We start from the raw sequence: 26,000 nt of genomic DNA on the forward strand, positions 1-26,000 counted from the left end.
CGCGAGGGCGGTGGGTCAGAGAAACATTTCTTGACTGATACACCGCGATCGCGAGCAGGCTCACTCCTACAGGGGGTCAGCTGTGTTTATGAATGTGCGTTCGGCAACACAAATGCCGGGGGCAAACTACTCTGCTGTTCTAGCGTAGGCCTTATTGCGTGAATCGAACGATTGATTGCCGTCGGCAGTCCACACTTTGAACCCCAACTTCTGGAGAGCGTTCCATGTCTGACCGCTATATCGACTTCGCCAACTCGTCCATCGGCCATCGTCTGGTCGGGGCGCTGGGCCTGCCGTCGCCGGTGCGACTGGAACGCTGGCAGGCCGGGCGCCTGCGGCCGGTGGAAGGTGCGCTGCTGATCGGCGGCGGACCGCTGGCCGAGCGCATCAGTGCCTTCGCCAACCGTTTGACCGACGGCATCTACCGTTACGGCGAACAACCGGAAACCGCCACCGAATGGATTCCCGGCCACGGCCCGAAACTCAAAGCCGTGGTGTTCGACGCCAGCGAATTGCTGCACACCGACCAGCTCAAGCAACTGCGCGAATTCTTCCAGCCGCTGATGAAAAACCTCGACCACAGCGCCCATCTGGTGATTCTCGGTCGCGCGCCGGAAACCCTAAGTGATCCGTTTGCCGCCAGCGCACAGCGCGCGCTGGAAGGGTTTTCCCGTTCGCTGGCCAAAGAACTGCGCAGCGGCGGCACGCTGCAACTGATCTATGTCGGCGAAGGCGCAGAAGATCAACTGGAAGGCCCGCTGCGGTTTTTCCTCTCGCCGAAAAGTGCGTTTGTGTCCGGACAGGTGATTCGCCTGACCGCTTGTGCGACGCCAGTGACTGACTGGACGCGCCCGCTGGCCGGGCGCAAGGCGTTGGTCACCGGCGCGGCGCGCGGCATCGGTGCGTCCATCGCTGAAACCCTGGCGCGCGATGGCGCCGACGTGATCCTGCTCGATGTCCCGCCGGCCAAGACCGATCTGGAAGCACTTGCCGCGCGCCTCGGTGGCCGAGCGATCACCCTGGATATCTGCGCCGCCGACGCCGCCACGCAACTGATCGAACAACTACCCGACGGCCTCGACATTCTGGTGCACAACGCCGGCATCACCCGTGACAAAACCCTGGCCAACATGACCCCGGAATTCTGGGACGCGGTGCTGGCGGTCAACCTCAATGCCCCGCAAGTGCTGACCAAAGCGCTGCTCGACAGCGGCACGCTGCAGGATGATGCGCGGGTCGTTCTGCTGGCTTCAATCAGCGGCATTGCCGGTAACCGTGGGCAAACCAACTACGCCGCGAGCAAGGCCGGGCTGATCGGTCTGGCGCAAGCCTGGGCGCCGACGCTGCAGGAACGTGGCATCAGCATCAATGCCGTCGCCCCCGGTTTTATCGAGACGCAGATGACCGCGCACATTCCGTTCGGCCTGCGTGAGGCCGGGCGGCGCATGAGTTCGCTGGGTCAGGGCGGCTTGCCGCAAGACGTCGCCGAAGCCGTCGCATGGCTGGCACAACCGGGCAGCGGCGCATTCACCGGACAGGCGTTGCGGGTCTGTGGACAAAGTGTTCTGGGGGCTTAGGCATGAGCATCGAATGGCATACGCTGGATCGCGAGCCGAGTCTGCCCGGGCTGTATGCACGGGCGGCGACGCGACGGAAAATCACCGGCACGCAATTGCCCGACAGCGGTTTGCGCTGTTGGGTCGATGTCGATGGCAAACGCCTGGCGGCCTATCGCAAGGTCTGCGGATTCGTCGATGACGGTCTGCTGCCACCGACGTATCCGCATATCCTCGCGTTTGCCTTGCAGATGCAATTACTCACGGCCAAGGACTTTCCGTTTCCGCTGCTGGGATTGATTCATCTGAGCAACCGCATTCGCGTGTTGCGCCCGATGGGCGGGATCGGTCGGGCACAGGTGAGCGTGCGCGTGACGAACCTGCAAGCGCATCCCAAAGGTGCGACGTTCGATCTGCTGACCACGCTGGATGACCAGCTCGGGCCGTTGTGGGAAGCCGAAAGCCAGATGCTCTGTCGCGGCGTGAAGCTTGAGGGCGAAGCTGTCGAACAAACCTGGGAACCCTCGCAATCGCTGGTGGAGGTGGCGCGCTGGAAAGCGCCGGCCGATATCGGCCGGCAATACGCCAAAGTCTCAGGAGACTACAACCCCATTCACCTGAGTGCAGCCAGCGCCAAGCTGTTCGGTTTTCCAACAGCGATCGCTCATGGTTTGTGGAACAAGGCGCGAACGCTCGCGGCGCTGGGCGATCATTTGCCCAAGGCCAACCTTGAGATCGCCGTGCACTTTCGCAAACCGGTGCGCCTGCCCAGTGAGGTGACCTTGCTGGCGAGTGCGGCGGGGTCCAGTGGTGAGTTGCGCCTGATCGGTGCACAAGAGCTGGAACACATGGTCGGGCAGTGGCAACCCATTGCTTGAGCACGCGGGACACCGTTAATTGTGTGTATATAACTTAAGTTTTCGCCGTCCTTACTCCTTCCACTGAAAAAAACCGGGCCTTGATTATCAAGGCCTTTTTTTGTGCGGCTATATCGTGGGTATTAGTCCTTAGGCGATGAACTTCGCCCTCTATATAAAGGCGTTAATACCAACTTGAGAATGGTCTGAAACCCGCCCCTGGACTGAGATTGAGCACAACGGACGAAGGCATCACCGGCATCAGATCGGCGAGCCATCGAAGTCAACGAACGTTGTGACAGGTGCAAGGAATACGATCATGAAAACTCAAGGCGTGTGGTGCAAATCGGCAATCGCTCTGGCATTGATTCTCTCCCTTGGCCTCACCGGGTGCAGCAGCGGTGGTGGCGGTCATAAAAGCAGTTCCGGCAGTTCCGCGGCGGACGGTACCGCTGGCACTGGCGGCACCTCGGATACTGGCGGTACGGGTGGCACCGGTGATACTGCCGGCACCGGCGGAACCGGGGGCACCGGCGATACTGCCGGCACGGGTGGTACTGGCGGAACAGGTGGTACAGGTGGCACCGATCCGACCAATCCAACCAACCCGACAGATCCGACCGATCCCACCAACCCGACCAATCCAACCACCACCCCGTTGGTGACCACCACGCTGGTGCAGGATGTCGGTAATACCGTCGCTGGCGTCGGCGATGGCGTTGGCCAGATCGGTGACTCGCTGAGCAGCGTTCCTGTTGTCGGTGGCGTTGTACAAAGTGCGGCCAGAACCGCCGGCAATGTCGTCAGCACCTTGGGTGACGGTGTCACCAATGGCGTTGGCAAACTGGCCACCGACCCGAATGGCCTGACCACCACCGTCGCTTCGGTCGGCGGCGTGGTGACTGATGTCGGCAACGGCGTGTCCGACCTCAGCGCCAAGCTGTCCACTGCGACTGGCAGCGTTCCGGTGGTGGGCGGTGTTGTGACCAAAGTCGCGCCGCTGCTTGATGGTGTCGGCGAGAAAGTCACCATGCTCGGCAATACCCTCGACACCACGCTGAGCAACGGCCCGACCAGCCAACTGACGAACAAAGTCGGCGGCAGTCTGGTACCCGTGATCGCGATGGTCGAAAGCACCACGGACAAACTCGGCGCGGCCACCGGGCTCGGCGATCCACTCAAAGGCGCGATCTCGCAAGTCGGTGGCGCGGTGAACACCTTGGGCGGCAAGGTCACCGATGCGGGTAACGGCAATGCCTTGACCAACACCCTCGGCGGCGCGTTGAGCAATACCGGTACCGCGGTCGGCAAGGCTGGTGGTCTGGTGTCCAACGGCACCGGCTCGGGTACTGGTGGAGTGGGTGGTGGTCTGGGCGGCGGCCTCGGTGGTACTGGCCTGCTGCAAACCGTCGGCGGTGCCGTGGTCAACGTCGGCGCAGGGCTGAATGCCGGCAATACCAATGGCGTCGTCAGCGCCGGCGGCGTTACCGCTACCGGCCTCGGCAATACCGTCGCTTCGCTCAACACCGTACTCGGTGGATCGGGCACCCCGATCACCGCGACAACCTCACCTCTGGCCACGGTTGGCGCCACCTTGGGCACGGGTCTGAATCCGGTCACCAGCGCTGTGACCAACGTGACTCAACAAGTCGGCGCAGCGACCGGTATCGGAGCACCCGTCGCCGGTCTCACCGGCCAGGTTGGCGGTGCGGTCAGCAGTATCGGCACCACCATTGCCGCGACCAACAACCCGGTCACCACAGCGGTCGGTGGTCTGGTCACCAACGTCGGCGGCACCGTTGCCGCCGTCGGTGGACTGGTCAACGGCGGGACCAGCGGAGGTACAACCGGTGGCGGTCTGGGCGGTGTACTCGGTGGTCTGACTAATACTCTGGGAGGCAGCCAACGCTAAATTGCACCTGGCCGATTCGACGGCCTCACCTACAGCGCCTACGCTTGGTTGAGGGCGGAAGATTCCCACGAGTCTTCCGCCTTTTTTCTTAGGAGAATTCAGCCCAGTGCTGTGATCTGACCATGGAGTGTCCTATGCGCGTAATGGCATCCCTGCTGTTCCTCAGTCTCAGTTCCGCCGCCCTCGCCGACACCCTGCCCAGCTTTCTCAACAGCAACGAAACCATCCGCAACCTGCCGGTGCCGAACCTGCCCGCCGACGCCTATCGCCCGAGCGCCACGCCCGTGCAAGTGCCGGACGCCGGTGCCGCCGCGGCGCAACCGCTGTTGATGGAGACCAAGATCAATTTGCAAACCGTGCAAATCGAAGGCGGAACCCTCTACCCGCTCAACGAGCTCGCCGAAATCTACAAACCCCTGATCGGCCGCCAAGCCACGCTCGCCGAACTGATCGAAGCCACGCGCAACATCACTCGACGCTATCAGCAGGACGGTTACCTGCTGTCCTACGCGTTCTTGCCGCAGCAAAATTTCAATGACGGCGTAGCACGCGTGGTGCTGGTGGAAGGCTACGTTCGTGATATCCAGATCGAGGGTGATGTCGGCCGGGTCAGAGCGCTGCTCGACAAACTGGCGGCGAAGATCCAGGCCGAACGGCCGCTGACCCGCAAGACGTTCGAGCGCTACACCACGCTGATGACGCGCATTCCCGGCGTAACGATCCAGGCCCAGGTGCCACCGCCCGGCACTACCGACGGCGCGACAACGCTGGTCGCCCAGGCCAGTCGCAAACCCTTCACCAGCACGCTGAGCACCACCGAAGACAACCGCAACGGCACCCAGGCCCTGCTCGGCGTCAGTAGCAATTCGCAAACCTCGATGGGCGAACAACTGACCCTCAGCGGTCTGTTTCCACCGGGTGACGATCATGAGCATTACTACCGCCTCGACTACAACCAGTTCCTCAATGACGAGGGCGCGCAACTGGCGCTGTCTGCTTCACGTTACCGCGCCGATCCCAGTACCGAAGTCCTCATCGACGGCGGTGGTCGACTCAGCACCCATCGAGAAAATGACCGCTACTCCATCGGGTTCACCCTGCCGTTGATTGCCGCCTCCAACGAATTGCTGACCGCCGGCTCGCGCCTGTACGCAGTCGATGACAAGACCCGCTACAACGGCATCAACTTCCCGTTCAGCACCGAGTTCCGTACCGACGTACGCGCTCTGGCTTTCGAAGGCGACTGGCGCAAAGCCGATGCCCGGCAACTGCGTATTCTCAGTGGCGGCGTGTATCAGGGTTTCGACAGCCTGGGCGCGCATACCAACTACGACGACATCGACCTCGATTTCTTCCGCGTACGCCTGTCCGGGGTGCAGAGCAACAAGTTCCTCGACAACTGGCAAGGCGTGCTCTCGGCCGCGCTGTACTGGAGCGACGACACCCTGCCCGACAGCGAGCGCGCGGTGTTCGGCGGGCAGAATTTCGGTCGCGGTTATCCCGACGATCAAGCGTCCGGCGACAAGGGCTGGGGCGTGGCGTACGAGGTCAACTACAGCTTCAACCGCGACGGCAACTGGGTGCGCATCCTGCAACCGTATGTCGTGCTCGATCGCTCGCGCAGCTGGTTCAATGAACTGCCGGTAAAGGCCAACAATCTGTCATCGGCAGCAATCGGGCTGCGGTTTGGCGATGCCAAGTACTACAACATTGCGCTGGAGGCGGCAAAGGCGATGTCGGATGAAGCACTGGACACGTTCAATCGCAAGCCCAGGTACAGCATCAGTTTCAGCTACCAGTTGTAAGCTGAAATACCAAGGAGGCTTCGGCAGCGGCGGGTGGAATGTACAACCGGCAGAAATGGGTCGGATTGCAGGCCGCCTTCGCGAGCAAGCTCGCTCCCACAGTTTGAACTGGTGCATCTAGAGAGAGATTGGCAGGCTGTCAGGCCGCCATCGCGAGCAGGCTCACTCCTACAGTTGGATTGAGTGCATTCAGTTAGAAATTGGCCGGCTGTCAGGCCGCTTTCGTAGGAACGCCGTCCGCAGCAAACTCGCCCCCACAGAAAAGCAAAAGCGACCCACGCCGCTCCTAGGCTTTTCACCACTCAACAGGATGAGCGTTAGCTCGGCTGCAGCTCTTGATCTTGATCCATGGGCGACGTCGGAAGGCTGAGTGGAGGGATTGATCCGGGGGTGGGAGCGTAGCGACCGTTTGGCGAAGCCAAACACAGCGAGAGGAGGTGCAGCGAAGCAAACCGTAGGCGCTGCCCCCGGATCGATCCCGGAGCGAAGGAACCCCGAGCCCCAGCGAGCGGGCCGCACGTAGGAGCAAGCCTTTTTGGTTACTTTTTCGGCGTCTGGAAAAAGTGACCCGCCGTAAGGGCGGAACCCTAATCAGCCACACCCGCAGCAACGGATAGGCCCCCAATCACCCAGCCACATTCCTCGAAGGCTTGGGAAACAAATTATCCAGAGTCTCCAACAACCTGACGTAATAAATCGGCTTGCGAAACAGATCCACCACCTGCAGCCGCAACAGATCACTGACGTCTTCCATATCCGCATGCCCCGACATCACAATCACCGGCAAATGCTGCCGAGAAGTATGCTCACGCAACCGCTTGATCAACGACATCCCGGACTCCTCCGGCATACGCAAATCAGTAATCACCAGCGCGATATCAGGATGGCGAGTCAGATGATGCAACGCCAGCTTCACCGACGTCGCCGCATGACAGACAAACCCCTCACCCTCCAGCAACTCCGCCAGTTCCAGCAACGCGTCCTCTTCATCGTCAACCAGAAGCAACTGTTGGCGGTGCGGCGAAGACGCGTTCATAGGCAATACCTGAAAGCTGAATGGAAAATCCATTGTAGTGCGATATCAGCCAGGTGCAGCGTTCCCATGACTCAAGGCGTCGGCCGTGTCACAACCGTACCATCAAGAGACGTCAAAATATTATTGAAGATCGCCAGCACCCTATCGCCAAGAGGGCTTACGAATGCCACAACCACGACGGCGACCATCGCCACCACAATGGCGTACTCGATCGCCGAAGCCCCTTCTTCATTCTTGATGAACCCCCGGGCTCTGGACATTAGATAGTCGAAAGTCATGCGAAACATAGGACTGCTCCTTTGCGCCTCTGGCGCTGATGTCACTACAACGGCAAAGAACCACCGTGCCATTTGAGCATTGTCAACAAACCCCCACCCATCAACTGTAAGAACGGATTAATTACAAAGGATTAATCACATCGCGAAGTTGCCGATTGCTGCTGTTAATTGGCCAAGACTCATACTTTAGTGGGTTATTTTCCTGTCACTAATGGCGTTTTGGCTTGGATCAGCTAGCGTGGAAATAGCGAAATAGTTGCATGTTCATAGCTGCCGGATTGGGAACTTCTCTCGTAAGCAAGTGCGGTGGGTAGTGCAGCAGGAAAGGGAGAACCGTCATGAACAGTCGCGTCACCATGGGCCTTGCAGCCATCCTTATGCTTGGAGCGATCTTTGTCGGTTACTGGGGACTGGTGCTCAGTCGTCAACCGGCACCCGTCGCCGAAGCCCCCGTTGCCCCAGCCGTCACCGTTGAAAAAACTGTCGCGATCGCCGAAGACCAGGCCCGCCAACCGGTGGTGGTACTGCTGCATGACGTGCCGCCCTTTACCGCGCTGACCGCTGCCGATGTCGCGGTGGAAAAACTGCGCAGTGCACCGGCCGGCAGCTTGAGCAACGTCGATCAGGCCATCGGCCGCACACCCTGGCGGCACCTCAGCGCCGGCACCTGGCTGAACGATGAAAGCTTCAGCGCCGGCGGCTCACTGGCACGCATGATTCACAGCGATGAACGCGCATTGACCGTGGCAGTCGACGAAGTGATCGGCGCGGCCGGGCAACTGATCCCCGGGGATTACGTCGATGTCTTGCTCTACCTGCGCCAGGATTCCAGCAACCTCGAACAATCTGCGCAGATCGTTTTACCGGCCATGCGCGTGCTGGGTGTCGGTGACCAGTACGGCCTGACCAACGACGGCCAACCCGCCTCGCCGGCCCTGAGCGCCGAGGAAAAACTCAAACAGGATCAACGCCGCATCGCCGCGCGCACCGTGGTGCTGGCAGTGCCCGAACAACTGCTCAGCCGACTGATGTTGGCAACGCAAGTCGGCACCTTGCGTCTGGCCGTACGCAGCAGTGAAGAACAACGCCTGGCCAAATACTGGGCCGGCGAAACTCAGGCGCCGGAGCATCTGAGCAGCGCCAACAGCCAACTCTTCCAGTTCACCCAACTGGCCTTGGGCGCTGGACCGAAAGCGCCTACCGGCGGCGGTTCCGGCGCGGCGCCGAGGCCTGCCGTGGAAATCATTCGCGGCAACCAAATCACCCAACAAAACCCATGACTGCGCAAGGATCCAAGGGCATGCAGAGTCGTTCCAGGCCGACATTCAAACCCATGCTGCGCGCCCTGCTACTGATGGGCCTGTCGATGGACGCCGCGTTGGCGGCGGTCGGCAACTGTTCGGCACTGGGGCGCATGCCGCCGGTGATCGAAATCGGCGAAGGCTTTCAGCAGGATGTGCAATCGCCAGTGGCGATCACCCGTCTGGCCATTGGCGATCCGAAAATCGCCGACGTGCACGCCAACGGCAGTTCGTCCTTTCTGCTCACCGGCGTTGCGCCCGGTGCCACCAGCCTGATGGTCTGGACCTCGTGTTCAAGCGAGCCGCGCCAAAGCATGGTCTTTGTTCAGGGCGCCGCCACTGCCGCCATGACCGCCACCCTGCCCTCGGATGACCCGAGCCTGCCGTCGCAAGTGCAGACCGATATTCGCTTCGTCGAAGTCAGCCGGACCAAACTCAAGGAAGCCACCGCCTCATTGATCGGCACGCGCGGCAACTTTCTGTTCGGCTCGCCCGGCACCCTGCCGCCGATTGATGGGGTGCCGCAGCCACGCCTGCCGGTGGACAACTCGCTGTTCAACTTCTCGTGGGTCGGCGGCAAGACCATGGCGATCATCAATGCGCTGGAAACCAGCGGCTTCGCCTATACCCTCGCGCGGCCAAGTCTGGTGGCACTGAACGGGCAGAGCGCAAGCTTTCTGGCCGGCGGTGAAATCCCGATTCCGGTGCCCAGTTCCGGCAGTGACAGCGTGTCGATCGAATACAAGGAATTCGGTATCCGCCTGACCCTGACACCGACCATCATCGGCCGCGATCGCATTGCGTTGAAGGTCGCCCCGGAAGTCAGCGAACTGGACTTCAGCAACGCCGTACAGATTGCCGGCACCACTGTGCCGGCCCTGACCATCCGCCGCACCGACACCAGCGTGTCACTCGGCGATGGCGAAAGCTTCGTCATCAGTGGCTTGATCAGCACCACCAACAGCTCGCAAGTGAACAAGTTTCCCGGCCTCGGCGACATCCCGGTGCTCGGCGCCTTTTTCAAAGGCTCGCAGATCAAGCGCGAAGAACGCGAACTGCTGATGATCGTCACCCCGCATCTGGTCCAGCCATTGGCCGCCGATGCGCAACTGCCGTCGTTACCGGGCGAAAAACTGCGTAATTACGATCCGAATTTCTACCGCATGTTCTTCCTTGAAAACGGCAACTTCGACAAGCGCAGCGGGTTATCGCAATGAGCCAGAGCCTGAGCCAGACTTTTCTCGCCATCACCCGCAACAGCACCGATCTGGAGTGGCTGCAAGGCGCGCTCGCACCGTTGGGCCAAGTGGTCAGCGCCGGTGGCGGCAGCCTTGATGAACTGCTGGCGCTGGTGGACGTGACCTTTGCCAATCTGGTGTTCGTCGGCCTTGATCGCGAGCACGTGGTCGCCCAGAGCGCGTTGATCGAAGGCGCGCTGGAGGCCAAACCGATGCTGGCGATCGTGGCGCTCGGCGACGGCATGGACAATCAGTTGGTGCTCAACGCGATGCGCGCCGGCGCCCGGGATTTTGTCGCTTACGGTTCACGCTCCAGTGAAGTCGCCGGGCTGGTGCGGCGTTTGAGCAAACGCCTGCCGCCCGTGGCACCGAATACGCAATTGGGCGGCCTCACGGTGATGTATGGCGTGCAGAGCAGTTCCGACGGCGCACTGCTGGCCAATCACATGGCGTTGGTGGTGCAAAAAAGCGGTCAGCAAACCTTGTTGCTTGATCTCGGTTTGCCGCGCGGTGACAGCCTCGCCCTGCTCGGGCTGGAAAGTTCGTTCCACTTCGGCGATGCCTTGCGCCACTTGCGCAGGCTCGACGCCACGCTGATCGACAGCGCCTTCACCAGTGCCGAAGCCGGCCTGCGGATTCTCGCCTACGCCAGCAACGACGAGCCGCTGGAAAACACCAGCGCTGCCGAGCTGTACATGTTGCTCAGCGCCTTGCGCCAGCACTTCCAGCACATCGTCGTGAACCTCACCGGGCAGACCGACAGCGAAGCCTTGCGCACCTTTGTCAGCCACTGCGACAAGTTGCTCTGGTACACCGATCAGAACGTGCTCAACTGCCGACGCAACCTTGCCGTGCTCAATCTGTGGCGCGAAAAAGGCATGAAGCTCGACCACGGACGCCTGCTGATCGACCGCTACTTGAGCAACGTCGCGCCCGATTCGGACACCCTCGGCAAGACCTTCAACCTGGAAGTGATTGCCACGCTGGCCCTCACCCCGGAAGTTCGTCTGAACGCGAAAAACCAGGGCGTCAGCCTATTCGAACTGGCCCCGCGCGAAAAACTCACGCAGAGCCTGCGCGCCCTCGGCGAACGTCTGGCGAAACGCTCCGAAGGCTTGGCCAAGCCTAAAGTGACCTGGTTCGACCGCTTGCGAGGCACCTCATGAGCGCAGAAAAACTCTTCGGTGCGGCGCCCCGCAGTGGCGTCGGCAACAGCGATCACGAAGGCCTGAAACTGGTGCTGCATCGCTACATCATCGACGCCCTCGAAGAGTCGGGGAAAAACCTGCTGGAAGGTTCACGCCAGCAACTCGCGCAATTTGTCACCGACAAAGTCGCCGAATACATCGCGCGCTTGCACTTGGCGATATCGCGCTACGAAATGGAGCGGCTGGCCGAAGAGATCGTTGACGAGCTCACCGGTTTCGGCCCGCTGGAAGTGCTGCTGCGCGATCAGTCGGTGACCGAAATTCTGGTCAACGGCCCGCACCGGGTGTTCATCGAACGCGACGGTGTGCTGCACCAGAGTGACCTGCGGTTTATCGATGCGCATCACGTCGAACGCGTGATGCAACGCATCCTCGCGCCACTCGGTCGGCGCCTTGACGAGTCTTCGCCGATGGTCGATGCACGCCTGCCGGATGGCAGTCGGGTCAACGCGATCATTCCGCCGATCGCCCTCGACGGTCCATGCCTGTCGATCCGTAAATTTCGCAAGGACATGCTCAAGAGCACAGACCTGATGGCGATGCAAACCATCGACCTGTCGATCTTCGAGTTTTTCCAGAATGCCGTCGGCAAGCGCTGCAACATCCTGATCAGTGGCGGCACGGGCACCGGCAAAACCACGCTGCTGAATATTCTCAGCCAGTTGATCAACCCGCACGAACGTCTGGTGACCATCGAAGACGTCGCCGAATTGCAACTCGGCCACCCGCACGTGGTGCGCCTGGAGACCCGTCCGCCCAATGCCGAAGGCCACGGTGAAGTGAAGGCCAGCGACCTGATTCGCAACGCCCTGCGGATGCGCCCTGACCGAATCATCCTCGGCGAGATTCGTGGCGTCGAAGTGGTCGACGTCCTCACCGCGATGAACACCGGTCACGACGGCTCGATGAGCACCGTACACGCCAACAACGCCCAGGATGCCCTGCTGCGCTTGGAAACACTGGTCGGCCTGACCGGCCGCTCCATCGCCGAACGCACCCTGCGCCAGATGATCTGCGCCGCCCTCGACGTGATCATCCAGTTGACGCGCATGCCTGACGGGCGCCGCTGCGTCAGCGAGGTCGTGGAAGTGGTCGGCATTCGCGAGGACGTCTACGTCACCAACACCCTGTTCCGCCTCGACCGCCGCAGCGGTTTCGGCTTCCTGCGCGAAGCCGTCAATCCGGCCGGCGACAAGCTGCGCCACGAGGCTCATCTGGGCTGACGGCAAGGAGCACCGAGCATGCTGGGACCGATCATTCTCATCGTTATCTGCCTGACGCTGCTGGGGCTGTCGATCCGTCTGTTCCTGCAAGGCTTGCGCAAGACCGCCACGGAAAAAGTCCTCAACCGACTGGCCGCCGGACAGCCGCAACTGGCGCCTGAAAAACCTGTGTGGATCGGCCTGGAGCGGATGTTTCTGCGTGCTGGACTGGGCCGTCCGACCGAGCGTTTCGGCCTGTGGCTGAGTCTGTGGGCGCTGGCGATCGCGCTGGGGTTTTTTCTCGCCGACTGGGTCGGCCTGCTGCTGATGATCTTCGTACCGCCACTGGCGCTGCGACTGTACATCGCCGTGCTCTACCAGCGCCGGGTCAAACGGATGATCGAGCAACTGCCGCAGTTGCTTGATCACACCGTGCGCAGCCTGAAGTCCGGGCGCACCCTGAGCGACGCAGTCATGGGCGGCATTGAAGCCAGTGAAGATCCGCTGAAAAAAGCCATGGGCCGAGTCCAGCGCAACGTGCAACTGGGGGTGAACCTGCCCGACGCGGTCAGCGATTTCGCCGAACTGTATGAACAGGACGAACTGCGCATGTTCGCCCTCGGCCTCAAGGTCAATCATCGCTACGGCGGCAACGCCAGCGAGCTGCTGGAGAACCTGATCAAACTGATCCGCGAACGCGACCAAGGCGCGCGGCAACTGCGTGCGCTCACCGGCGAAACACGCATGACCGCGTGGGTGCTCGGTTCGTTGCCGCTGCTGCTGGTGAGTTACTTCATGCTGACCAACCCCGGCTACATGCTCGGGATGTGGAACGACGCGAGCGGGCAGAAAATGCTGATCAGCGCTGCCGTGTTGCAAGTGTTCGGCAGCCTGGCGCTGTGGCGCATGTTACGGAGCGTCTGACATGGTCTACCTCGCCGCTCTCATGTTGCTGCTCGGCGCCCTGCTACTCGTGGTCAATCACTTGCTGACCGAACGGCGTCGGGTGCGTCAGGTCAATCAGCGCTTGCAAGGGCATCTGGTGCGTGAAAATCGCTTCGGCAGCTGGCTGCGCGCACTGGGCAGCAGCAAGTTCGGCCAGCGTTCGGTGAGCATCGACAGCGAAACCCAGACCCTGCTCAACCGCCTCGGCTGGCGCCGCGCCAACGAACGCGCGCTGTTTGCGGCCTGCCAGATCGGCACGCCGCTGCTGACGTTGGGTTTGGCGATTTTTCTGCAAGAGGTGTTTTTCCCCCAGGCTGACAACCGCTGGATCGTGCCGATGCTCGCCACCGGCGGCGGCTATCTTCTGCCCAAACGTCTGCTGGCTTACGCAGCGACGCGGCGGCAGAAAACCATCGCGGTGGAGGTCTCGACGTTCATTCCACTGCTGCGCATCCTCTTCGAATCCGGCATGGCCGTCGAACAAGCCCTGCGCGTACTCAGCATTGAAGCGCAAAAGCTGCTGCCGGAACTGACCAGCGAACTGCGCCTGATCCTGACCCGTGTCGACTCTGGCCTGGAACTCGGCCAGGAGTTGAACAAAGCCGCGGTGATGCTCGCCGTCGACGAATTCACTGACACCTGCGTGATCCTCCAGCAACTGATTCAACAGGGCGGCGGCGCGATGAAGTCGCTGCTGGCGCTAAAGCAACTGCTGGATGACCGCCGCCTGACCCGCTTGCAGGAATACATCTCGAAAATGTCCGCGAAGATGTCGGTGGTGATGATGCTGTTTCTGTTTCCGGCATTGCTGATCGTCCTCGCCGGCCCGGGCTTCACCGCGATAGCCCGGGCATTCGCCAACTGACCTTGCTCATGGAGAGCGTTTGATGAAAGTACTGATAGTCATGGCAAGTCTGTTGCTGCTCGGCGGTTGCGCCACCGACGGCCAGGCACCGTGGACGGCGCTGCTGTCACCGAGCAGTTGCAGCAAAATGACCCAGGAGCAGGAGCTGGCCCTGAACCTCGCGGACGACCTGGCCAGCGACGGCAAACTGCACGCCAGCCTGGCCAACCTGCAAAGCCTGCCGGACAACATCAGCGAAGTTCGCCTGCGCAAAGCCAAGGTCTATCGCTTGCTCGGCCGCAGCGAAGCCGAACCGTTGTATCGCAGCCTGCTTGGCGGTTGCCTGACCGCCGAAGCCGAACACGGCCTCGGCCAACTCTACGCCGCCCGTGGCGACAACGGCCAGGCCCAGGCCCACCTGCAACGCGCCGCCCGCCTGGCCCCCACCGACGAAAAAATCCGCAACGACCTCGGCGTGGTCTACCTCAACCAGCTACGCCTCAACGACGCACGTTTCGAGTTCCTCACCGCCATCGAACTCAAGCAGAACAACCAACTGGCAACCCTGAACATGGTCACCCTGCTGCTGTACCAGAACGATTGGCCACAAGCCGCCGAAATCGTCAGCCGCGCCAAACTGACCCCGCAACAATTCACCGAAGCCCAGCAACGTGCAGAAAAACTCAAAGCCCCGGTCAAGACCAAACCCGCCACCAGCAATCAAGTGGCCGCCGTCGCTGAGCCGTTGCCGTCATCGCTCAAATAAGGAGACAGCCATGCATCCCTTCAAAGGCCTGTGCTACCTGACCCTGCTCAGCATGCCCCTCAGCGCCACCGCCATCGACGCCGGCCCCGCCTCGGCGCAACAACAGGAAACCGAAGGCTGGCTGGTCCTGCAAAGCCGCAACAAAGCCGCCTCGCCGAAGCCACAAACGGCAACCGCGACCGAACGGGATCTGGCGATGCAGCGCTGGTTGAAAAAGTACAAATATGAGATTCCGGATTTTTATGATCCGGATGCGGGTGGGAAGATCGAGACCAAGAATTAGTGAGGTGCTGACCTTGCGAGCGCTTTCGCGAGCAGGCTCGCTCCCACCTTTTGAAATGCACTCCACCTGTGGGAACGAGCCTGCTCGCGAAGAACGATGACGCGGTGTGCCTGACGGATCAGGTCTGCGGATCGACCCGATCCAGTGCCCGGTTTACCGCCAGCTCAGCCAGCATGATGATCTGCTGAATCGCCAGCGCAGTATTACGCTCGGGCCGGCCGAGTTGATCGGCAAAGTTACCGGCCAGCGTATTGGCCGAAGCCAGGGATTCGCAGGCGTGAGCGAGCAGGCTTTCGGTATCGATTTTCGGATGGATGAGAAACATCGTGCTCGGTTGGCGGGGTTTTGCAGGTTCGGGGCAGAGGTAGAAATCGAGAGCGCGCTTGATGGCTTCGCGGTTTTTTTCGAGGTTGTCGGCGCGGATGGCTTCTTCGAGCGGGGTGGTGGGTTCGAGGGGTGGGTCGGGGATCAGTTTGTCCATTGAAACAACTCCAAAGTCTTTGCCGCCACCCTCTGCCATTCTCACGGGGCAAAAGGTGGCAGCTGTATGCGGGGTGAGAATACCGGTTATGGACACCCGGCCAGACCGAAGTCTGCCCGCACACAGCCGCCATGACACATTGCAGACAGCAGACAAGCTGGCGGCGATTATGCGTGCACAGAAACTGGATGACCATAAATTGCCGGGTTCTCACACCCGATCGCTGAGTGTTCAGCGACAGCCAGAGACTAGAGAGCGCACGTCCGACGGACAACCTGAAAACCTTGTGGGAAGGTTCTGGTTATTTGACACAAAGTTAAACAGCAAAAGCCGACCCTCACCCTAGCCCTCTCCCAGAGGGAGAGGGGACTGACCGAGTTGTCTGGGAGAGCTACGCCGACGTGAAATACCGAGTCGAATTCAGATTCTGAAACAGATCAAAAGCCCCTCACCCTAGCCCTCTCCCAGAGGGAGAGGGGACTGACCGGGGTGTTTGGTAGAGGTACGCCGACGTGAAATACTGCGTCGAACTCAGATTCTGAAAAGCACCAGATCAGCTCCCTCTCCCTAGGGAGAGGGTTGGGCGGGCGGCGTTCCGATTAGGGGCAAACCCACCACAAAACTAAAGCCGAACACCCGCTCTTCACCACTCAATAGGCCGAGTGTCAGCTCGCCTGCTTTTGATCTTGGAGCCCGTCGGCAGGCTGAGTGGAGGGATTGATCCGGGGGTAGGCGCGCAGCGCCGTTCGACGAAGTCGAACACATCGAAAGGAGGTGCAGCGAAGCAAACCGGAAGCGATGCCCCCGGATCGATCCCGGAGCGAAGGAACCCCGAGCCCTAGCGAGCGGGCCGAACGTCAGGGCGCAGACCTTTTGGTTACTTTTGGGGCGTTTGCCAAAAGTGACCCGCTGTAAGAGCGGAACCGCCAGCGGCAACACCCGCAACAACGGATATTCACCCAAACCACCCACAACATGGTCGGCCCACAGACCGCCAAGTCAATGCGCCGTAACCCGCTGCCGAGAAGCAGAAGCACTCGGCGACAAGGCCAAAGCCAACTGCGTCCGATTATGCATATGCGTCAACCGCAACACCTGCGAAACATAAAGCTTCACCGTGTTCTCGGTAATCCCCAACTCACAGGCAATCTGATAATTGGTCTGCCCCTTACCGACCAACCGCGCCACATCCAGTTGCCGCGGCGACAGCTGATTGAAAATCTCCGGCATCTCCTGCGCCTCAGCCTCAACAGGCTCACCAACCAACCCATCGCGAACCACCGTCGAAGGACTACGCCGCACCTTGTCCAGATCCTGATAAAGGTCATCAATCGACTCAGACAAAAACTGCAACTTCTGATTCAAATGCCCCAAATGCAGATTCTTCTGCCGCTCCTGCAGCGCCACCTCCTGACGCCGCACACCTTCGAGCAACTCATCCAGATCAATCGGCTTCTGATAGTAATCGGCAATCCCGGCACGCAACGCCTTGATCACATCCTGCTTGTCGGCACGCCCAGTCAGCATGATCGCCTCGAACGCCCGACGCTTGCCCGCCAGCCGCTGTAATTCCTGAATCAACTGAATGCCATCCATGTCCGGCATGTGCAGATCACTCAGCACCAGACCGATTTCCGCGTCCTCACTGAACCGCTCGATCGCCTGCTGACTCGACTCACACGGCACACAGCGATAACCGCTGCTTTCAAGAAACTCGCACAACTCCTCCACAATCAACGGCTGATCGTCGACCACGAGGACTTTTACCGCAGACGTAAGCTTGTTCACGTGCTACTCCATGTCCCAGGCCAAAGCTGACCATTCCTGTACTGTCAGCCTTTGGCTGTATAACCAGTTACTTTGAAAGTAGACGTACTTTCCGACTATGTACATAGAACTAGTGGCGCTTGGCGACTAATGGATCCAAAGTACAACGAGCACAGCACCGACCAGCACGAACGGTGCAAATGGCAGCTTTTTTGACATGTCCGGCGCCAGATATCGCAGACGTTCTCTAAGCCCTTGACTCATATGGAGCCAGACTCTTGGCGCCAGCAGCAGCCAGATCAGGCTGGCGAACCCCGCACCAATAAACACGCCGAGAATAAACAGACCGTCCGTCGCAAGCCCCAGAGCTGTCATTAATTTCACATCGCCGGCGCCCATCCGGCCCATGAAAAACCCCGGCAGGGTCAGCGCCAGTGCGATCAGGCAGGCCCAACCGCCCTGCCCTGCGTCAGCGCCCAGCCAGGTGCTGCCGGTCCACAGCAGCCAGATCAGCGCCAGCGCCGCCACACCGAGGGTCAGGCCATTGGCAATGCGCCGCTGGCGAGCGTCTTGCGCCGCGCACAGCCCCAGCCAGATCAGGAGGACAAAACTGTACATCGGGTAAAAACCGTCCATTTTTGCGGAATGATTCTATGCTGATACTACGCAGTGACAGTCAGGGTAGACGCACTCATGAAAACCGGCTTTCGGAAGTCGCAAAAAGGTGCGGTGGCGATCGAGTTCGCCTTGGTGTTCATCATTTTTTTCGCCGTGTTTTACGGCCTGGTCAGTTACAGCCTGCCCTTGGTGATGATGCAATCGTTCAACCAGGCCACGTCCGAAGCGGTACGTCGCAGTGTCGCGGTCGATCCCAACACACCCAACTATTCAACAGTCGTGCTCAACACCGCGAACGCCACGCTGACCCAGCAATTGTCCTGGATTCCGCCGGTCTTCAACCTGGTGATCGGCGTTGATACCAGCAGCCAGTACAGCGCATCAGGCCTGCTGACGGTGCGAGTGGATTATCCGGTCAGCAAGTTGAATCAGGTCATACCGTTTCTGGTGCTTCCGGTCGTTGGCACAGTGCCCAATCTGCCCACCTACCTGACCGCCAAATCGAGTCTGCAATTTTGACGTCGAGGGACAAGCTCTTCGGGCGCTTGCTCAAACGCACGCCGCCCGCCGCCCACGAGTTGCCCGACCCACTCGGCTCACCCGCAACAGGCTTGCACCTGTACCTGAACGACGACGGTGGCGTGGTGCAAATGGCCGGCCCGCTGCGCCATCTGCTGGCGCAGTTCAAACCTCAAGATCAGCCCTTGCCACTCAGCACTTATCTGCTGCCCCACAGCACACTGACCATCGAAGGTCGGCCACGGGAGTGGCAGGGGCTCTTGCTGGATCTCGACTTCTGCGGCCTGGGCGAGCAAACCGTGCACCTGCGCGGCTGGGTACAGCCGTTGGGCGACGGCTGGCTGATGCAGTTGATCGACATCGCTGACTTGCTGCTCGAACGCCAACAATCGCGTCAGCGTGACGCCTGCCAATTGATTGCCGGGCAGGTCAGTGAACAGGTACGCGCCTGCAGCCAAGTGCGTTTGCCGGTGATCGTCAGCGAACAATTGCAAATGATCGCCCAGCGCTGGCATATCCCCTGTCTGGCGCTGGCCTTGCTCGATGATGAGCAACAGGGCTGGCAGATCTATCGTCAGCATCGCGCCCACGATGCGCCGAACCTGTGGCACGACCAGCAACGCCTGGGCACGCCGCTGGACAGCCTGAACGGTGCCGCGCCGCAACGCGTCGGCGCACACCATGGCCTCGATGAACACTCGCGGGTGCAGGCCCTGTTCGGCAGTGCCGAGGGTTTCGCGGTGCCGTATAGCGATGAGCGCGGTGTGGTGGCCTGGCTGCTCTGCGGTTTTTATCCCGTGGACAGTGCCGCGCCATACCTGACCGAACGCGACTGGATGACACTGCTCGGCGCGCTCGCCGGGCCGTTGCTCGGGCGCCTGCGCGAACAGCAACATCACCTGCAACTGGAACGCATCGAAGCGCTGCAAACCCTGCTCGGCACCGGCTGGTGGGAGATTTTGGCAGGCGACGCCCACATTCAACTGGCCCCCGCGCTGGCAGCGGCCCTGAACGTGCCCCCTGGCGGATTAGCGCTGGAAGACTGGCTGGCGCAAATCCATCCCGCCGACCGCGACGAATTGCGCAGCCGTCTGCAAGCCTTGCAACAACACGGTGAAGCCCTGACGTTATCGGTGCGCCTGCGCGGTGGTAATAACGAGCAGGCGCCCACGTGGTATCGCGTGCAGGGCCAAGTGATTGGCAATGGCGAGTTCCGCCGATTGGCCGGTTTCATGCTCGATATCAGCGATATCCAGAACCAGCAACAACGGGCCGCCGCCGCGCATGCACGGCTGGACAACCTGATCGCCAGTTCGCCCGCAGTAATTTACGTCCAGCACTACCACGAAGGCGCGCTGATCCCGGCGTTCTTCAGTGCCAGCCTGCAGCCCTTGTTGGGCTGGAGCCTTGAGGACTGCAGCAGCGGCGCACTGATCGAAATGATTCACCCTGACGATCGCGACCGGTATTTCGCCCGTAGCCGTCAGTTGTTGCGCGAAGGTTCGGTGCGCGCGCGTTATCGCCTGCGCGATCGTCACGGTGAATATCACTGGCTGCTTGATGAAGCCAAGTTGCTGCGCAATGACCTCGGCCTGCCGGTCGAAGCGGTTGGTTTGTGGCTGGACGTCACCGAAGCGACTCTGGCGGCCGAGCAGGTGAAAAAAAGTGAAGAGCGCTACCGGATTCTGGTGGAGGATTCGCCGGCAATGATCTGTCGCTACCGCCCGGACCTGATTCTGACCTTCGGCAACCGGCCGCTGGCGACGTACCTGGAATGCACACCGGAGCAACTGCCGGGGGTCGATCTCGGCAGTTGGATGTCCGCGGAACAACGCGCCGCCTTCGTCCAGCGTCTCGGATCACTGACGGCGGAGCACCCGGTAAGCACCGCAGAAATCAGCCTGCAACTGCCCGGCCGCGAACACGCCTGGTGGGGCTGGTCCGATCGTGGCGTGTTCGATGAACACGGCCAATTGATCGAGGTGCAAGCGGTGGGCCGCGACAACACCGAAGTGCGCCGTTCGCAGCAGCAACTCACGCAAAGCGCGAAAATGGCCACCCTTGGCGAAATGGCCACCGGGCTTGCCCATGAAATCAATCAGCCGCTGAACGTGATGCGCATGGCCATCGTCAACGTGCTCAAGCGTCTGGGCAACGGCGATGTGCAGGTCGATTACCTGACCGACAAACTCAACCGCATCGATGCGCAGGTTCAGCGTGCGGCGAAAGTAGTCGATCACATGCGCGTATTCGGCCGACGTTCGGAGATCGAGCAGCAACTGTTCAACCCCGCCTCGGCCATCGAAGGCACGCTGTCGCTACTGGCCGAAGGCATGCGCGGCAAAGGCGTGGACTTGCGCATCAGCGAGACCGGGTTCGAGGTTCAGGTGCGCGGCTACGTTGATCAGCTTGAGCAGGTATTGATAAATCTGATGGTCAATGCGCGAGATGCGTTGCTGAGCAAACGCGAGAAGGACTCGAGCTTCAAACCGTGGATTGCGATCTACGCTGAACGCGATGAACAGAGTGTACGGCTGTGGGTCGAGGACAACGGTGGCGGCATCGACCCGCGCTTGCTGGAGCGGATCTTCGAGCCGTTTTTCACCACCAAGCCGATCGGTGTCGGCACCGGATTGGGGCTGTCGGTGAGCTACGGCATCATCGACAACATGGGCGGCCAGTTGAGCGTGCGCAACTCGGTGGAGGGCGCGCGATTCTGCATTGAGTTGCCGATTGCCGCGGACACCTAGATCACCAGATAGGCCTTGCCGGTCTGACCGCAGGTCATGTTGGCGCCGACGTCGACGTCCATCAGGTTGATGCCCAAACCTTTGAGCAGGTTGTTCAGCAGCGGGTCGAGCAACGGACTAAGTGCCCCGGTCACCACGGGCAACAATCGGTTGGCGACATCGCTGATCAACGAAGCGACGCCGGTGACAATGGAGCCCAACGGATTACTGCCCTGCGGTTTGTAGACGATCAGGTTGATCCCCGCGAGGGTATTCGACAGGCTGCCGACGATGTTGCTGGTTGGCGCTGCCGGCAAGATGCTCGGCGGTAGTTTGAGGTTGGCCGGGGTGGCGAACGGCGTGCTGCTGGAGAACACCAGATTTTGGGTGTTTTGCGCGACGCTGGTGTCGAGCATGATGCCGATGCCTCCCGCGCCGAAAGGAACATGGGTGGCAGGATCACAGGTGCCGAGCAGCAGGATTTTGTGACAGGTGACGATCCCCAGATCGATCAGCGCCAAGGGTGCCACCGTGGGTTCGGCCGCCGAAGAAAAGGCATTGGTCGGATCGATCTTGCCGAGTTTCAAGTCAGCGATGGACGTGATGGTATGCGCGGTCAGGCTCTTGGTGCCGGTGGTGCCCGTCGGACAGCTGTAATCGGTGACATAACTCTTGGCGCCGCCGGCATCCAGACTGATGTCGATTTGCGGTGATGGCAGCAATTGTGGATCAAGTTGCTCACAACCCGCACCCAACAGGCACAGGACCGAATTGAGCGTACTGACCAGATTCAGACTCAGTAGTGCATTGAGGGTCGGGGTCAATCCACCCACCAGCCCCAGCACGGCATTGGTCAGCCCCGTCACCCCGGACAGCACCGGCAGATTCACTGAGACCAGCGTGCGAACCTGCGCCGTACGCACATAAATCCGGTCCGGCCCGGTCGGATTGACCTTGGCCCGCGCCGGATCGCCAATCGCAGAGAACTGCGGCGGCTCGATCACTTTCACCCGCACCGTGACATTCGCCAGCCCGAGCACACTGATCGGCAACGTCGCCGCCACCGCACTCTTGCTGTTGGCCAGTTGCACCACGCCCTGAATCAGTTGCAGCAGTTGCAGATTGGCGTCCAGCCCTGCCGCCGTGGTGCCGGTCTGCAATTGCAGGATGTCGCCCAGTTTGACCGGCGCCGCGTTGATCGCGGCCACCTGCAATTGGCCCAGCGCAGTGATCACCTGCGCAGTCGCGCCGTTGAGTTGCACCACCGTCGCCGCGGCCTGAATCAGTTGCGTCACCGTGGCCTGAGTGTTGAGTAATTGCGTGTAATTGCCCGCCGCGACGTTGAGATTGATCGCCAGCTGATCAAGGTATTTGAGCAAGTTGATGTCGGTGTTCAGCAGGCCATCCCAGCCCAGTGCCGTGAGATTGACGTTGCCGCCGAGTAGCCCGGAGAACAGCGGATTGAGGATGTTCGACTGCGCCGTATCGATGCTGGCCAGGGTGCTGCGAATATTCAGCTGGGCCACTGTCGGCTGCGGTTTGGCGGCCACCGCCGAGGCATTGAGCGTGGTATTGAGACTGACCGGTGTGCCGCTGAACAAAGCCTGTACGCCGCCGGCAAAACTGGTGGTCACCGTGCGGCTGGCGGCCACTTTGACCGCTGCCGCTTGCGTGGCATCCACCGCGAATGTGCGCAGGCCGGTAGCGGCGGTCACCAAGGTGCCGCACGTGGTGGCGAGGGTGTTGCTGGCATCCACAATGTAGCCATTGCGCACGGCGCTTTGCCCGGCATAACTGGCGGCGCTCAGGCCCGGCAGGCAATTACCGCCACGGCTGACGGCTTCGAGGGCGGCGTTGTCGACCACCCGCTGCAATTTGCGTTGTTCCATGTACAAGCGGCCGGTGTCGACCACCACCAGCAGCATCACCACCGCCAGACTGAGGGTGGCCGCCGCCATCAAGCCAATCGCCCCGCGCTGGCGGGCCGGGCCGTTGAATCGCGAACGAGGCGACATGGCGCACTCCTTTGCCGCTAGCTCCATTGGTGCAACTGAGTGTAGACGCGCCTAATGGCAACGCGCCATTTCGAACAGACAAACATCCCTGTGGGAGCGAGCCTGCTCGCGAAGGCGTCGTGTCAGACAAATAACAGTTGAATGACACCCTGCTTTCGTGAGCAGGCTCGCTCCCACATTGGAATTTAGGGTGGAACAAAAAAAAGGGAGCTCAACAGCTCCCACTTTTTTAACGAATTCAGCGCGGTGGATAGTTGGCCAGAATCCGCGTGACCGTCTCGCGGATGGCATTGCTGCGATCATCGGGATTCGGCCTGCCGGACAGCATCTGCTCATCGCTGCCGCGCCACACCAGTTTGCCGTCCTTGCCGTCGAGCAGGTCGATCTGGATGGTCGCGACCTTGTAGGTGATGTTGCGCGTTTCGTTGTACATCGGCGCGCCCCAGTAGCCGTTCCATGGGCCACCCCAACCGCCGCCGTAATTGGTCGTCACTTGCTGCTGACGATCCTCGACGATCAGGTAGGTCTGCACGTTCAGATCACCCTTGGCGCCCGCCGCCGCAGGACGCAACCCGCGCTGGTCGAGCTGATCGGCCACGGCCTGACGGATGCGTTGCTCGGTCAGGTCGCTTTTGATCCGCGGATCATCGGGGCGATATTGCAGGGCGGGGTCTTTCCAGCTCCAGCTGCGATAGGCGGCAAAATCGCGGCTGGCATCGAAATCGTGATTGACCTGGTTGGCGGCGCAAGCGCTGAGCAGCGCGGCCATGGCCAGTAAAGCGAGACGGCGGAACATGGGTTTTCTCCGAGTGAAGACATGAACCTGCGGAAGCTTCGAATGAGCAGGAAGCTAACTGGGAGGATACGCCGACATGGCCTTTTCCACAGCCTCGCGGATCGAATCGGTGCGATCGATTTCGCTGCCCTTGTTCGCGGTTTCGGCACTGGCACTCCACACCGGTTGACCGCTGCCGGCGTCGAACAGGTTGACCTGTACCACCACGACTTGCTCGGAATAGGTGCGCACGATCGGCGCCGTGTTGTACATGCCGTAACCGCGACCATATCGATCATAGCCGCCGTATCCGCCGCCGTAATAACCGTAGTCGTCCTGGACCTGACGCAAACGGGTTTCCAGACGCAGATTGGCGCTGACCAACAGGTCGGCCGGGCGATTGTCGTGCAGCGGGCGCAAGCCGCGCTGATCGAGGGCATTGCTCACTGCTTCGGCCACTTGTGCCGAGTCCGCCCACGCCGTGCCCGGCGGCAGTTGCCCGTTGAGCCAGGCCCAGCTGCGGTAGCGTCCATAATCACGCGGCGGCGCCGGGTAAGCGCTGCGGTCGAAAGTGTTAGCCGCTTGCGCCGGCGCCGGCGGCAAGGGCCGCGATTGCGCCACGTACGGGTTGCTGCTCTGGCAAGCAGCCAAGCCCAGACACATCAGCAGTAACCCGGATTGAGCTTTCATGTCGCGCTCCGATCAGATCGGCCGGCAGATCCAGTGCAAGTAGCGCCCAAGCCCGGCGAAGCCTGGGTGACGACGATGAGCGAGCTCCATCTCGAGCAAATCGACAAGTTCGGCGCGGGCCTGAAACTCCACCGGCATGTAGTCATGGAAAACCCGGATCCCGCTTTGGGTTTCGACCTGCCACAAGCCGTCGAGTTGCGTTGCCAATTCCCGTGGGTCGAGGGGCTGCTGCGGGGTCAGGCTTTGCTTTTCCCCGGCCATGCTGTTCTTGCGCATTTTCTTGAAATGGCCTTTGAGCAAGTTGCGGTAAATCAGCGCATCGCGGTTGTAGAACGCCAGCGACAGCCAGCCACCGGGTTTGGTCAGTTGATGCAGCACCGGCAGGATCGCGTGGGGTTCGGCGAGCCATTCCAGCACGGCGTGGCAGATCACCAGATCGTACGGTTCAGTGAGTTGGCCGAGCAGTTCCTGCCACGGCGCCTGAATGAACGTCGCGGTTTGCCCGGCTTCAGCGAAACGCTGGCGCGCGCCTTCAAGCATCGGTGCGGCCGGCTCGGTGAAGGTCACGTCGTGGCCGCGCTCGGCCAGCCACAGCGACATGTGGCCGAGGCCGCCACCGATGTCCAAAACCCGCAACGGACGATCCGGCAGCGCTTCGGCGAGGTCAGCCTGCAACACCGCGAGACGGATCGCACCTTTGGCACCTCCGTAGATTTTTTCGGCGAAACGCGTCGCCAACTGATCAAAATGCCGGTCGCTCATCGGCTGAACCGCCGTTCGCTGTCGGCAAGCTTGGCGCGCACCACTTCATTCATGTCCAACCCCAACTCGCTGCACAGCAGCAACAGATACAGAACGATATCGCCGACTTCCTGCCCGGCGTGGGCGAGTTTGTCCGCCGGCAACTGGCGCGACTGGTCTTCCGTCAGCCACTGGAAAATCTCCACCAGTTCGGACATTTCGACGCTGGCGGCCATGGCGAGGTTTTTCGGGCTGTGAAATTGCCGCCAGTCATTGCGGTCGCGAATGGCGTGCAGGCGTTCGGTCAGTTCAACAAGGTTCATCGGGCTCTCCTGAAGGCGTATAGCTTCGGGGGGATACGCCCTGAAGGCAAGCGTAAACCCTGTAGGAGTGAGCCTGCTCGCGATGATGTCATTACATTCAACATCATCGTT

24 protein-coding genes are annotated in these 26,000 nt (G+C 60.9%); 14 read left to right on the top strand and 10 right to left on the bottom strand.

Going from position 1 to position 26,000, the window contains the following annotated elements; translation table 11 throughout:
• Positions 1–224: 224 nt before the first annotated feature.
• The 4 genes from ACW9IR_RS16175 to ACW9IR_RS16190 all read left to right on the top strand — a co-directional run bounded on the left by ACW9IR_RS16175 (position 225) and on the right by ACW9IR_RS16190 (position 6,130).
• The gene (locus ACW9IR_RS16175) at positions 225–1,577 is read left to right on the top strand and encodes a 3-oxoacyl-ACP reductase (RefSeq protein ID WP_457464158.1); all 1,353 of its coding nucleotides are present in this window, start codon (positions 225–227) and stop codon (positions 1,575–1,577) included.
• Positions 1,578–1,579: 2 nt separating this feature from the next.
• Complete coding sequence (locus ACW9IR_RS16180) at positions 1,580–2,434, top strand: MaoC family dehydratase (protein ID WP_150730304.1); 855 nt, start codon at positions 1,580–1,582, stop codon at positions 2,432–2,434.
• A gap of 298 nt (positions 2,435–2,732) precedes the next feature.
• Positions 2,733–4,325 (top strand): collagen-like triple helix repeat-containing protein, encoded by a 1,593-nt coding sequence (locus tag ACW9IR_RS16185; RefSeq protein ID WP_457464161.1) that lies wholly within the window; start codon positions 2,733–2,735, stop codon positions 4,323–4,325.
• Between the two features lie 134 nt (positions 4,326–4,459).
• The gene (locus ACW9IR_RS16190; protein ID WP_034154780.1) at positions 4,460–6,130 is read left to right on the top strand and encodes a ShlB/FhaC/HecB family hemolysin secretion/activation protein; all 1,671 of its coding nucleotides are present in this window, start codon (positions 4,460–4,462) and stop codon (positions 6,128–6,130) included.
• A 625-nt stretch (positions 6,131–6,755) separates the two neighbouring features.
• Here ACW9IR_RS16190 and ACW9IR_RS16195 read toward each other — a convergent pair.
• A complete protein-coding gene (locus ACW9IR_RS16195; protein ID WP_150706223.1) occupies positions 6,756–7,166 on the bottom strand; it encodes a response regulator in 411 nt (136 codons plus the stop codon).
• 71 nt (positions 7,167–7,237) lie between these two features.
• Positions 7,238–7,444 carry a Flp family type IVb pilin gene (locus ACW9IR_RS16200; protein ID WP_457464195.1) on the bottom strand — a complete coding sequence of 69 codons (207 nt, stop codon included), beginning with the start codon at positions 7,442–7,444 and terminating at the stop codon, positions 7,238–7,240.
• Positions 7,445–7,782: 338 nt separating this feature from the next.
• Between ACW9IR_RS16200 and cpaB the strand changes: the two genes are divergently transcribed.
• The 8 genes from cpaB to ACW9IR_RS16240 are packed head-to-tail and all read left to right on the top strand — an operon-like array spanning position 7,783 to position 15,231.
• Positions 7,783–8,724: a Flp pilus assembly protein CpaB gene (cpaB, locus tag ACW9IR_RS16205; RefSeq protein ID WP_102901612.1), complete on the top strand. Its 942-nt coding sequence runs from the start codon at positions 7,783–7,785 to the stop codon at positions 8,722–8,724.
• A 20-nt stretch (positions 8,725–8,744) separates the two neighbouring features.
• Positions 8,745–9,962 (top strand): type II and III secretion system protein family protein, encoded by a 1,218-nt coding sequence (locus ACW9IR_RS16210; RefSeq protein ID WP_095121996.1) that lies wholly within the window; start codon positions 8,745–8,747, stop codon positions 9,960–9,962.
• A complete protein-coding gene (locus tag ACW9IR_RS16215; RefSeq protein WP_102901613.1) occupies positions 9,959–11,149 on the top strand; it encodes a pilus assembly protein in 1,191 nt (396 codons plus the stop codon). The genes ACW9IR_RS16210 and ACW9IR_RS16215 overlap by 4 nt, the downstream gene beginning before the upstream one ends.
• Positions 11,146–12,414, top strand: coding sequence for a CpaF family protein (locus tag ACW9IR_RS16220; RefSeq protein ID WP_102901614.1), 1,269 nt, complete (start codon positions 11,146–11,148; stop codon positions 12,412–12,414). The genes ACW9IR_RS16215 and ACW9IR_RS16220 overlap by 4 nt, the downstream gene beginning before the upstream one ends.
• Positions 12,415–12,432: 18 nt before the next feature.
• The gene (locus ACW9IR_RS16225) at positions 12,433–13,317 is read left to right on the top strand and encodes a type II secretion system F family protein (RefSeq protein WP_457464164.1); all 885 of its coding nucleotides are present in this window, start codon (positions 12,433–12,435) and stop codon (positions 13,315–13,317) included.
• 1 nt (position 13,318) lies between these two features.
• Complete coding sequence (locus tag ACW9IR_RS16230) at positions 13,319–14,203, top strand: type II secretion system F family protein (RefSeq protein WP_102901616.1); 885 nt, start codon at positions 13,319–13,321, stop codon at positions 14,201–14,203.
• Positions 14,204–14,225: 22 nt separating this feature from the next.
• Positions 14,226–14,948: a hypothetical protein gene (locus tag ACW9IR_RS16235; RefSeq protein ID WP_457464167.1), complete on the top strand. Its 723-nt coding sequence runs from the start codon at positions 14,226–14,228 to the stop codon at positions 14,946–14,948.
• Positions 14,949–14,958: 10 nt separating this feature from the next.
• Positions 14,959–15,231, top strand: a complete 273-nt coding sequence (locus ACW9IR_RS16240; RefSeq protein ID WP_457464169.1) for a DUF3613 domain-containing protein — start codon at positions 14,959–14,961, stop codon at positions 15,229–15,231.
• A gap of 118 nt (positions 15,232–15,349) precedes the next feature.
• Here ACW9IR_RS16240 and ACW9IR_RS16245 read toward each other — a convergent pair whose 3' ends face one another.
• The 3 genes from ACW9IR_RS16245 to ACW9IR_RS16255 all read right to left on the bottom strand — a co-directional run bounded on the left by ACW9IR_RS16245 (position 15,350) and on the right by ACW9IR_RS16255 (position 18,097).
• Positions 15,350–15,712, bottom strand: coding sequence for a DUF6124 family protein (locus ACW9IR_RS16245; protein WP_457464171.1), 363 nt, complete (start codon positions 15,710–15,712; stop codon positions 15,350–15,352).
• 999 nt (positions 15,713–16,711) lie between these two features.
• Positions 16,712–17,500 carry a response regulator gene (locus tag ACW9IR_RS16250; protein ID WP_457464173.1) on the bottom strand — a complete coding sequence of 263 codons (789 nt, stop codon included), beginning with the start codon at positions 17,498–17,500 and terminating at the stop codon, positions 16,712–16,714.
• A 126-nt stretch (positions 17,501–17,626) separates the two neighbouring features.
• Positions 17,627–18,097 (bottom strand): prepilin peptidase, encoded by a 471-nt coding sequence (locus ACW9IR_RS16255; RefSeq protein WP_457464175.1) that lies wholly within the window; start codon positions 18,095–18,097, stop codon positions 17,627–17,629.
• Between the two features lie 75 nt (positions 18,098–18,172).
• Here ACW9IR_RS16255 and ACW9IR_RS16260 point away from each other — a divergent pair, with 75 nt between their 5' ends.
• Positions 18,173–18,616 (top strand): TadE/TadG family type IV pilus assembly protein, encoded by a 444-nt coding sequence (locus tag ACW9IR_RS16260; RefSeq protein WP_457464177.1) that lies wholly within the window; start codon positions 18,173–18,175, stop codon positions 18,614–18,616.
• The gene (locus tag ACW9IR_RS16265; RefSeq protein ID WP_457464179.1) at positions 18,613–21,366 is read left to right on the top strand and encodes a PAS domain-containing sensor histidine kinase; all 2,754 of its coding nucleotides are present in this window, start codon (positions 18,613–18,615) and stop codon (positions 21,364–21,366) included. Before ACW9IR_RS16260 ends, ACW9IR_RS16265 begins: the two co-directional genes overlap by 4 nt.
• Here the strand turns inward: ACW9IR_RS16265 and ACW9IR_RS16270 are convergent.
• The 5 genes from ACW9IR_RS16270 to ACW9IR_RS16290 all read right to left on the bottom strand — a co-directional run bounded on the left by ACW9IR_RS16270 (position 21,363) and on the right by ACW9IR_RS16290 (position 25,889).
• On the bottom strand, positions 21,363–23,360 hold the full coding sequence (locus ACW9IR_RS16270; RefSeq protein WP_457464181.1) for a pilus assembly protein TadG-related protein: 1,998 nt from the start codon (positions 23,358–23,360) through the stop codon (positions 21,363–21,365). The two genes, ACW9IR_RS16265 and ACW9IR_RS16270, sit on opposite strands and share 4 nt — an antisense overlap.
• A gap of 238 nt (positions 23,361–23,598) precedes the next feature.
• Entirely contained in the window at positions 23,599–24,156 is a 558-nt protein-coding gene (locus tag ACW9IR_RS16275; protein WP_102901625.1) for a DUF4136 domain-containing protein, read from the bottom strand.
• Between the two features lie 54 nt (positions 24,157–24,210).
• Positions 24,211–24,825 carry a DUF4136 domain-containing protein gene (locus ACW9IR_RS16280; protein ID WP_102901626.1) on the bottom strand — a complete coding sequence of 205 codons (615 nt, stop codon included), beginning with the start codon at positions 24,823–24,825 and terminating at the stop codon, positions 24,211–24,213.
• A gap of 12 nt (positions 24,826–24,837) precedes the next feature.
• On the bottom strand, positions 24,838–25,587 hold the full coding sequence (locus ACW9IR_RS16285; RefSeq protein WP_102901627.1) for a methyltransferase: 750 nt from the start codon (positions 25,585–25,587) through the stop codon (positions 24,838–24,840).
• On the bottom strand, positions 25,584–25,889 hold the full coding sequence (locus ACW9IR_RS16290) for a MazG-like family protein (RefSeq protein WP_457464184.1): 306 nt from the start codon (positions 25,887–25,889) through the stop codon (positions 25,584–25,586). Before ACW9IR_RS16290 ends, ACW9IR_RS16285 begins: the two co-directional genes overlap by 4 nt.
• Between the last annotated feature and the right edge of the window lie 111 nt (positions 25,890–26,000).

It is taken from the genome of Pseudomonas sp. SDT291_1_S447 (assembly GCF_054070155.1).